Genomic DNA, 8,428 nt, shown 5'->3' on the forward strand with positions numbered 1-8,428 from the left:
TCTTCAGGCTTATGCTTCTTCTGCGCCATGGCGCCATCCTCCAAAGGCCCGAAAGCCTACTTCACGGAGGACCACTTTCCAGGGAGCAGGCCACGTATCTCTCGGATTACCCGCCTGCATCAGCAGCAGCCGTGCCCGCTCTGGATTGAGCATGGCGTCGGCGATGATGTCGTCCACCTTCTGCAAGCCGGCCTTGCGGGCATTCATCAGCACATTGCCACCCACGGCCGCCGCGAGGCCGGTCCATGGTCCGACGACTGCCGCACCTGCGAGGCCAGGGCCGGCAGAGGCAAGGAGGCGGGTGAACCACGTGGCGTTGCGGTCGTTCGCCACCATCGCCGCCACATCCTGGGCGGTATTCGACTGGCCGGGGATGCGCACCGCGTTCAGGGAACGTTGCGAGCGCATGATGTCGGCAGCGATACCGTGCAGGGTGTTCATCTCCTCCGGGCCGAATACCTCGCGAAGAGCCGCCTGGTTCTGATCGACGAACCGCTGGAAGCCATCAGCCTGTAGCCTGCGGGTTCCCGATGTCGCGGCTTCCACATAGGAGGTGACGCGGCGGGACAGGTGATCAGCGACCGCCTTGCGCAATCCGGCCATAGCCTCCGGCGTGTGGCGTGCCTCCTGCACCAGCTGGCGCATGATTTCGACCGGGGCCTGCGAGGTGAACACGCTGCCGATGGCGCGGGACACGTCGGCGGGATCCGAAACCCCGATCAGCCTGCCGACCAATCCCGCCTGATAGGTGTCGAGAGCCTGTTTCCGCTCAGCGGCAAGGCGAGCGACCGTCTGCGCGGCTTCGACTGGACCGGCCAGCATGCGGTCTATCTCAGGCAGGGCGCGCAGCGCATCGGCATGCTGCCGGCGCCATGTGGCGACCTTGGACGGGTTCAGCGTACCGTCCGCTTCTTCCGCGGCCCGTCGCAGGGTCGACACCGCATAGTCGCGGATCGACGCCATGGCCTCGGGGTTGTTCGCGGCTTTGCGGAGGGCCTGCACATCCTCAAAGCCTCGCGCACCCGGCCGGAAGAACCGGGAGGGGACGACCGAGGCCGGCATGTTGTAGGGGCCCTGCTGACCGGAGCGGCGAAGGGCCTCAGCGATGACGCCTACACCATAGGTCTGCGCCCGTGCCTTGGTGGCGTCGTTCGCTTCCCTCAGTCGTCCGAGGGCGGCGGCGTCGAAGTTGGGGGTGAGGCCATCAGTTCCCGATAGTCCCGGATTGCTCGAAGGGTCTCGAAATCCCCCGCCTCGCGAGCCCGCTGCTCCGCGAACGCCAGAAAAGCCGGACGCTCCGCCTGGGGGATATCCGCCAGCCGGTCGAGTACTCGAGCTAGCTTCTGCCCCAACCTCTCGGGCGGAACGCTGGGCGATCCACTCATCAGCAATCCTTTGGAAGCTGGCGGCCATTGTCGCGTCAGGGTCGATAGCCCCGGCCGCCACAGCGTCCGCCTCCCGCGCTGCCTTGCCCGCCACCACACCTTCAAGGGCGTTCTCGATGGCACCGCGAAGCCGCGCAAGACGAGCATATACCGGAGTCTGCCCGTTCGCCGATAGCTCCTGCCGCATGGCGGTGGAAACCCGAGAGCGGAGCGCCGTCACCTCACTGAAGGGCATCACATCGCGATAGCTGCTCGCGGCGCCGATGATGCCGGCTTCCTCACCCTCCATCGGCTTTGCCGAGCGGGGCAGGCCCGTGCCGATCTTGCTGGCCTCCTCCCGGATCGCCTTGGCTTCCAGCGCCAACGTCCCGTCAGGATCGACCGCGCTCCACAAGGCGCGCTCCCGCATCCGCGTCGCGTTCTCTGCGTCGCTCAGCATCTGGCGCAGGTTGGTGCCGTAGCCTTCGGGAGTGCCCGCCCCACCCAACGCCGCCGTCTGGTCGCGGGCACTCGTGCGAGAGGTGTTCAGGGCTGCACCTGTTGCCGTGTCGATGTCCGCGAGGCTCTGGCGCAGTGCATTCACCACGGCCTCGGGGCTACCGTCCGGCTGGATGGACCCGAGAGCTGACTGTCGCGCGGCATTCTGTTCGGCGGCACGCTGCATGAAGGCTTCCGGGTTCCGGGTCATGGCGGTGCGCTCAAGCCCGCCGAGCCCCATATCGCCCGTCTGCTGGAAGGTCGTTGGCTGCGAACCCGGAACCAGCTGAGAGGGGGGAGCATCGAGGGCGCCGCGAACAGCGGATGGATCAGAGGCAGCATCACGAAGCGACTGCGCCGCAATCCGCTCCTGTCCTGTCGTCGATAGCGGGGCGGCGTAGTCCCGTCCGATCCTGCCTGCTTCCGCCGCCATGCGAGGGGTATTCACCGCCAGTGCTCCGAGGCCTCCACCCAATAGGTTGCCGCCAAGCTCAGCCAGCGGCCTATACCGTTCCGGCGCGAGCTGCCCGGCAATCGATCCGGTCCCGCCGGCCAGGGCGCCCACGGCAGCGTTGCCGAGCGCATCGGCCGCGCCGGTAGACCGGCCGGCAAGCGCGCTCACCAGCGCATTGACACCGGTTCCCGCCGCCTGGGCCGCCCCCCTAACTGCAAGCTCCGGGGCGAGCATGTAGCCCGCCCCCTGTCCCATGGCGCGGGCAATCTTCTCACCTGAGCTGTTCGCCTGGATTGACTGAGGATCGGGGACACCGACAAGGCCGAAGCCTCGCGATATGGATTGGGAGCCGCCGAACGGATCGGTGATCGGCTGGATGCCCGTGCCGGCGATGCTGTTGAGGCCGCCAATGCCTTTGTTGAGAGCCCATGTCACCGCGTCTACCGGGGCGCCCAGCGTGTTGTAGATGGCTTCATTGGCGCCAGCGGTGAGGTTCATGCCGATGCCGGAAGGCTGTTCGGCGAATGGGTCGTGATCCACCGGCACCAGATTGGGAGAATTGGCCGGTGTCACGCTGATCCGCAGCGTCCGGCCGCCGGTATCGTCAGCAGTGGCCGCGAATGGATCGTTGTCGACGGGGACGAGTTGCACCATCAGGGCTGAACCTTCAGATATTTGCCCGGCCGCGCCGGATCGGGAACGTACCAGTTGCCATCGGGGGCTTGCCGGGCGCCCTGGGGTACACCGGACGGCGCCGGAGCGGCCTGGGTGACCGCCCCAGCGCTGCCCGGCTGAGCGATGCCGGGCTGCTGCGGCACTCCCTGCTGCCCGGCCGGGGAGGTGACGATGCCGCCGACATTGAGAGGATCGAGCCCGTTCATGGAGCGGCGGTTGTCGATAAGGCCATATTTGAAGGTGATGGCCTTGCGGTTGATGTCCTGGATTTCGGTAAGGCGCTGACGCACCACCGCCGGGTCGTTCACATTGTTCAGCAGTTCGTTCCACGCGCGCACCGCGTCGCCTTCCGTCTGCACGCCCTTGTTCAGCCGCAGGCTATCGTTCCTCAGCTTTTCGAGGCCGGACATGAAGGAGGCATAGTTGCGCGAGCCCTCATCGGAGCTGCCTATCCAGTTTTTGGCGCCCGACATCACGTTCGACACCGGCCCGAGCGAGAGCGTGCCGGCCTCAATCTGCTGATCGAAGCGCCCGAGCATGTCGTTGATGCCGCCAAGCGTCTGGATGTCCTGGAGGTCGTCGGCCTCCGCCTTCTGTACGGCTGCCGGGACCGACTTCGGGGCGGGCCGCTTCACGCCGCCAATCGGATCCCACCCCCGCGTCTGAGAGTTCCACTGCATACGCTGAGGCTGGCCGGTTTCGGGGTCGAAAGCCTCCACCGTTGTCGGTGCAGTCTGCGCATTCGGCGCGAGGATCCACTGCCCATTATTCGGATTGAACAGCCGTCCGTCGCCGGCATTCACCAGCGGCTGGCGCGGATTGCGCAGGCGGGCGTTCTCCAGCTGGATCTGCTCGAGTTGCGCCTGCCGTAGAGGATCATTCGCCTGCTGCTGACGTGCGATGATGGCATTCACAACGGCCTGCCCGGAAGGAGAAAGGCGGCCGGAAGCGAGCCCTTCGATCAGCTTGGGATCGATGCCGAGCGCGTTGCCGCCGAGTTGCTGTCCCGCTCCAGCATTGGGCGCAGCCGCCGCCAAGGCTCGTACCAGCGGCGCGGTGTTGGAAGCCGAAGCCCGCTGCCGGGGTGGCGCGTTTCGTAAAGCCTGAGCGACGCGCTGGACGCCTTCCGACGGAGGGGCACCAAGCGGAGGCGAAGCCGGCGCACCAGCCACCGCCCCGCTGCGCTGCGCGAGGGCCATCAGAACCGGGTTGACGTCATTCGAATCGGCGCTCGCCACCTGAACGGGGCGCTGTCCCTGTGCCATCGGCTGCATGGCTGTGGCAGGGTTAACCGGTTCGCCAGTGGGAGAATAGGGCAACGTCTGCGTAAGCTGGTCACGAGGGATCGCCGCAGCCTGTGCAGGCGTGATGTCCGGCATCTTCTGCAACATGTTGCCGTCGCTCCGGCCGGCAAAATTCGGCAACAGACCTTGAGCGAACGCCAGCCGTCGCGCAGCCTCGCCACCCGGCTTGTCGTAGTTGGCGAAGCGCCAGGCATTGTTCATGAGGCCTTGGGCCTCCTGCACGGACTGGGCGCCCTGCAAGCGCTGGATAAGCTGCGGGTCTTCGGCGAGGAAGAATGCGGCCTGCGTCTGCGGGCTGATATTGCCGGGCTGTTCTCCCCTCTGTGCCGCGAAGCTGTACAGGTTGTTCAGCCGGTCACCGCGCCACGACATGATGCCGCCAGCCGTGCCGGGCTGGCCCGATACAGACGGGTCCGACCAAGACCCGTTTGCATTGCCGGGGCTGAAGCGGCTTTCCGCATGCCCGGTGCTGGCGATAGCGGCGAGCGCGTTCGGATTGGTGACGCCTTCCTCCTGGATCGTCCTCATAAAGCCGGAATAGACCGGATTGTTGGGGTCGATGGCGACCGCTCCACCGCCAGAGGAAGGCGCTCCGCCGCTCTCGCCAGCCGTTCCCGTGAAGCTCGATGCAGCCGGGGCAGAGGAGCGAGAGAGGGCATCGGCGATGAAGTTGTTTTCCCATGCCTGGTTATCGGCCATGGCGCCGCTGATTTGGCTTCGTCGCATAGCCCCTGCCAGGGCATCGGCGACACGGGCCGCGCCTTGCGTCCAGTGTCCGACTGGCGACGTGTCGATGGCTTCCGCCGCCTGCCTGGCTTCCATTGCCTGCATGCGCTGCAACTCGTCATAGGTCAGTTTCTGTCCGCCCGGACCCCACACGAACGCCTGCGAGGGATTGATCGCCATCACGCGGCCTCCATCGCAAGAGCGTAGTCGACCGCATCGAACCCATTGTTATCTGCGACGACGGCATGCGGAGCGACCCTGCGGACGTCATCGGACATGAAGCCTTCACGCGGCGCTACGCAGGGCAGATCCCACACATAGTTGAAGCGGTACCAAGGCAGGCGGCCAACAGAACCGATGCGCTCAATGTCACGCTTCAAACGACGGTCTGATGTGAGGAGGCCGGCTCCTGCGCCGAGCTTGAACGGCGCCGACAGCAGCCCGAAGATGCCGCCCATCGCTGCGCCCGACGCCTGCTGTTCGGCCGCATATTGCTGTCCGACAAGGCCGGCATAGTTGACGCCACCGACCTCTGTCTGAGGCGTGCTGACGAAGTTCGGATTGGACACCTGCGAGCCGCCCAGCAGCGCGGAAATTTCGTTGATCGGCTGGTTGCGCTCCGCAAGGAGCATCTGCGCCGCCGTGCCGTAGGTGTCGGACAGAAGGCGGTCATAGCCCGACGAACGGTTCTTGGCGAACTCGCTCATTGCCTGATCATAGGCCGGCGTGCCGGGACGAATGCCGGCGTTGATCAACTGGTTGCGGATCGTGCCTTGCTGTCGATCCTGTTCGGCGTTGAAGTCTGTCGCCCAGTTCTGGTCGATGTAGCTCTGAAGGCTCTCGCGCGACAGGTCGACGTTCTGGCCGAGATAGTCCTTCAGGAAGGCCGACTGCTGATTGGCCAGCGTGCCGAGGTTCAGGTTCGCGGCCTGCGTCTGGTCAAGAATGGCCTGCTGTTCGGGAGACAGCGTCGTCGTCGCCGTATATTGCGGCGTCATGAAGCCCTTGCCGACGTCCTGCCATGCCGGGTCGAGCACCTGAGAGGTCTGCGTCCGGGTCAGCGGGCTCTGCCCAAGGCGCGCGCTGCCGCCGATGGTGGGGCGCGGCACCTCGGTCGTGGTCGTCTGGCTGGTGTAGTGCGGAGTGGTCGAGTACTCGCCTGTGCTCGGATTGTAGTAATACTGCTGCCCGCCCGTTTCGGACGGGGTGAAGCTCTGCCCGGTCTGATCGTAGGTCAGCGATCCCCACGGGGTCTGTTGGTTGACCATGTTCAGCTGTTGCTGGGTGATCGCGGTTTCGCGGTTCAGCCCCGACTGCGTTGCAGCCGTTTCTTTCGGATCGGGATATGAGGGGGTCGAAACGATGGGAGCCTCCTATGGCTGGGGCTCTCCCGAGCCCTTTCGGGTCAAGCCGCGTTCTGTGTGTCCGGCCTGCGCGGCTTCATACTCAGGCGCAATTCGCGCATGACGATACGGCGCACGAATGCGCTGGGTGTGAGGCATTCCCGAGCGGCAGCGGCATCAATGGATGCCGCTACATCGGGAGAAAGTCGCAGATTGAATTGCTCGGTGAGGACATGCTTCATTGCTGACGCTCCATATTCGTCAAGCAATGTCTAACATGTACCGAATAAAATGCCTAATTCTGGTGCAGATTATTGTTGATGTATCTAGATGATTGCTGATAATTGCTGACGGTCATGGTCTTGGAGCAAACAGTAAATATTTTTGGTGCGCGGCGTATGATCAGAGCAAGTGTGGGTGCGGGGATCACGCGAACAGCGCAGCAATGCTAGCTCCGGAAGCGCCAGCCATCGGCCACCTGGTCGGCCACGATGCCAAGCGACCAGCGCTCGCACGGTCGCATCGGGGATCAGCATCGGCGCCAAGGTCGCGACCGCCTGCTTGCGCCCGTCCCGCCGGTGGACCGTCAACCGCTCTTCCCGGTAAAGGCGGAGCCGCCGCTTATGATTGACCCTGAAGCCTTATCGCCTGAGCAGGACGTGGAGACGTTCATGGCGGCCCGCGGTGGACGCCAGGGGCGCAATAGGACGAGGCCGATGACAATCAGCGATCCTAGGAAGGACAGCCAGAACGGGCTCATGCCGCCAGTTCATAGGGCTCGATCAGCGCCTCAGCCGGAATGCTCCATTCCTTGCTGAGCGTACGGATCATCTCGATGCTCAAGGAGCGTTTGCGGTTCAGGACCTCCGAGGCGCGAGAGCGAGAGCCGAGGAGCGCGGCGAGGTCCTTCTGGGTCGCTCCCCGCGTCTCCATGACATAGCGGATCAACTCAATGGGATCGGCCTTCGGGATGGGGTAATGCGCTTCCTCGTAGCGCTCAACCAGCGCGGCGAGAATGTCGAAGCGATCCGCGTCGTCACTGCCCGGCTCTGGTTCGCTGTCGAAATAGCGTTCGATTTCCTTGAGTGCCCAATCGTAATCGGCTTCGGTCTTGATCGGTCGAATGTCCATCACACGGTCTCCGGGTCTATGGCGTCGTACTCCTTGTGGGTGCCGACGAACTTGATGAGCACGCGCTTGTATCGGTACGAGACATGCACGATGAGGCGAAACTTGTTGCCGCCGATGTCGAAGATCACGCGATTGTCTCCCACGAAATCGACGGTGGTGCCGAACATCGCCTTCACTTCCGCGGGGCCGCCCCACTCGACGCGGCTGGCGAGAGCGAACCACGCTTCAAGCGGAGCCTCCGCCCTCGGGTAGAGGGTCCAGAATTGCTTGAGGGTGCGGCGTGCAACGATCTGCATGCCCTCTTATAGGTTATTCCCGGTTTGGGAGCAACAGAAATGTTCCCATTATGGGATCTGCAGCGGCAGCGACGTGTCGCCGAGGTCGCCGCCATGTGCAGCACCATCGTCGTCGAAGCCCCCGCATTGGTATGTTCTTTCACTCTCATTCGCGACGCAGCGCATCAATCACTCGGAGGCGTACAGCCTTGACGGGGTATCCACCAATCGGGTCGAGAGGTTCATTTCTCGCCTGCGCCGTATGGTGGAAGGCCAGCACCACCACGTTTCAGCGCGCTATCTGCATCAGTATGCGGCGCATGCCGCTTGGCTTGAGGATCACCGCCGGCTGGATAACGGCAGGCTCGCCCGCCGTATCGTCGGGCTGGCTATGGCGCACCCGGTGAGTCGGGAGTGGAAGGGATATTGGCAGAGGCGCGTTTGACGGTTACGCACCGCCCAAAATGTCCAGCTTGAGAAGGGTCAGGCCGCCGATGAGGAGTGGACAATTGGTGAACATAGCCCCACATTGGTTATAGCCGGGTATGCCAGATGCGCCGCCACGACTAAGAGCGCCTAACAAAACCTCGTGCGGGCCCTGAAAGCGATGATGGCGGCGGCGATTGTGAGGAAAGCGCGATAGAGGTCGGCGTGGCGT

General features: G+C 64.3%; 6 protein-coding genes and 2 pseudogenes. 1 reads left to right on the forward strand and 7 read right to left on the reverse strand.

The window, feature by feature from the left end:
• Positions 1-9 precede the first annotated feature (9 nt).
• From J2X65_RS26630 to J2X65_RS26660, 7 genes and pseudogenes are all read right to left on the reverse strand, one after another.
• A complete protein-coding gene (locus tag J2X65_RS26630; RefSeq protein WP_310208462.1) occupies positions 10-2,970 on the reverse strand; it encodes a hypothetical protein in 2,961 nt (986 codons plus the stop codon).
• Positions 2,970-5,201 (reverse strand): phage tail tip lysozyme, encoded by a 2,232-nt coding sequence (locus tag J2X65_RS26635; protein WP_310208465.1) that lies wholly within the window; start codon positions 5,199-5,201, stop codon positions 2,970-2,972. The genes J2X65_RS26630 and J2X65_RS26635 overlap by 1 nt, the downstream gene beginning before the upstream one ends.
• Complete coding sequence (locus tag J2X65_RS26640; protein ID WP_310208467.1) at positions 5,201-6,289, reverse strand: tail fiber domain-containing protein; 1,089 nt, start codon at positions 6,287-6,289, stop codon at positions 5,201-5,203. The genes J2X65_RS26635 and J2X65_RS26640 overlap by 1 nt, the downstream gene beginning before the upstream one ends.
• Positions 6,290-6,426: 137 nt before the next feature.
• Positions 6,427-6,606: a hypothetical protein gene (locus J2X65_RS26645; protein ID WP_310208470.1), complete on the reverse strand. Its 180-nt coding sequence runs from the start codon at positions 6,604-6,606 to the stop codon at positions 6,427-6,429.
• Positions 6,607-6,818: 212 nt separating this feature from the next.
• Positions 6,819-7,038 (reverse strand): annotated as a pseudogene (locus tag J2X65_RS26650) (IS3 family transposase); the annotation flags it as partial.
• An 82-nt stretch (positions 7,039-7,120) separates the two neighbouring features.
• Positions 7,121-7,495, reverse strand: a complete 375-nt coding sequence (locus J2X65_RS26655; protein WP_310208473.1) for a helix-turn-helix domain-containing protein — start codon at positions 7,493-7,495, stop codon at positions 7,121-7,123.
• Positions 7,495-7,791 (reverse strand): type II toxin-antitoxin system HigB family toxin, encoded by a 297-nt coding sequence (locus J2X65_RS26660; protein WP_310208476.1) that lies wholly within the window; start codon positions 7,789-7,791, stop codon positions 7,495-7,497. Before J2X65_RS26660 ends, J2X65_RS26655 begins: the two co-directional genes overlap by 1 nt.
• A gap of 124 nt (positions 7,792-7,915) precedes the next feature.
• On the opposite strand from J2X65_RS26660, the pseudogene J2X65_RS26665 reads away from it, so the two are divergent.
• Positions 7,916-8,215 (forward strand): annotated as a pseudogene (locus tag J2X65_RS26665) (transposase); the annotation flags it as partial.
• Positions 8,216-8,428: the final 213 nt, after the last annotated feature.

Source organism: Ancylobacter sp. 3268 (genome assembly GCF_031456575.1).
In the GTDB taxonomy this organism is placed as follows: Bacteria; Pseudomonadota; Alphaproteobacteria; order Rhizobiales; family Xanthobacteraceae; genus Ancylobacter.

What these genes read in the sequence shown, in the direction of transcription:
- J2X65_RS26645 (WP_310208470.1), bottom strand. Translation starts at nt 6,606, where the DNA reads ATGAAGCATGTCCTCACCGAGCAATTCAATCTGCGACTTTCTCCCGAT.
- J2X65_RS26640 (WP_310208467.1), bottom strand. Translation starts at nt 6,289, where the DNA reads ATGGTCAACCAACAGACCCCGTGGGGATCGCTGACCTACGATCAGACC.
- J2X65_RS26655 (WP_310208473.1), bottom strand. Translation starts at nt 7,495, where the DNA reads ATGGACATTCGACCGATCAAGACCGAAGCCGATTACGATTGGGCACTC.
- J2X65_RS26630 (WP_310208462.1), bottom strand. Translation starts at nt 2,970, where the DNA reads ATGGTGCAACTCGTCCCCGTCGACAACGATCCATTCGCGGCCACTGCT.
- J2X65_RS26635 (WP_310208465.1), bottom strand. Translation starts at nt 5,201, where the DNA reads ATGGCGATCAATCCCTCGCAGGCGTTCGTGTGGGGTCCGGGCGGACAG.
- J2X65_RS26660 (WP_310208476.1), bottom strand. Translation starts at nt 7,791, where the DNA reads ATGCAGATCGTTGCACGCCGCACCCTCAAGCAATTCTGGACCCTCTAC.